This window comes from Pseudoalteromonas sp. GW168-MNA-CIBAN-0100 (assembly GCF_040309225.1).
GTDB classification, from domain to species: Bacteria; Pseudomonadota; Gammaproteobacteria; order Enterobacterales; family Alteromonadaceae; genus Pseudoalteromonas; species Pseudoalteromonas arctica.
Window position 1 is genome coordinate 1 of the sequence record NZ_JBEOOL010000141.1, and the last position, 426, is coordinate 426.

Below are 426 nucleotides of genomic sequence, written 5' to 3' on the forward strand. Positions count from 1 at the left end.
CGCCAAGCCCTCTAAGGCACTGCGCACTTGATAAACTTCTATCAAGCGATCTGCTGTTAACGATACAACTCGGCAACCTATGTTGGCTTTACGCTCAACTAAATAACAGCTTTCTAAACGATTTAACGCTTCACGCAGCGTTGCACGGCTCACTCCATAACGCTTTGCCAGTTCTGGCTCAGATATTTTACTGCCTTGTGCTATGCTGCCCTCTACTATTTCTCGGCGCATATTTACAAACACTTGATCTGATGCGGTTGTAATAGGTGTTTCATTTAACAGGCTTTGCGTCATAGGTTACTATTAGATTGTCGACAATTTATAAAGCCACTATGAACTCACTACCACTAAGTGTCAACCCTAAAACAGTATGTAAAACTTAAAAAACACACTTATTGTCGACATCATTAGCCTAAAGTATAATAA

Annotated in this window: 1 protein-coding gene; it reads right to left on the minus strand. The window is 40.6% G+C overall.

The window, feature by feature from the left end:
• Positions 1–294 (minus strand): GntR family transcriptional regulator (locus AAEY62_RS20420; protein ID WP_350636036.1); only part of this gene is annotated, 294 nt, incomplete at its 3' end.
• Positions 295–426 lie beyond the last annotated feature (132 nt).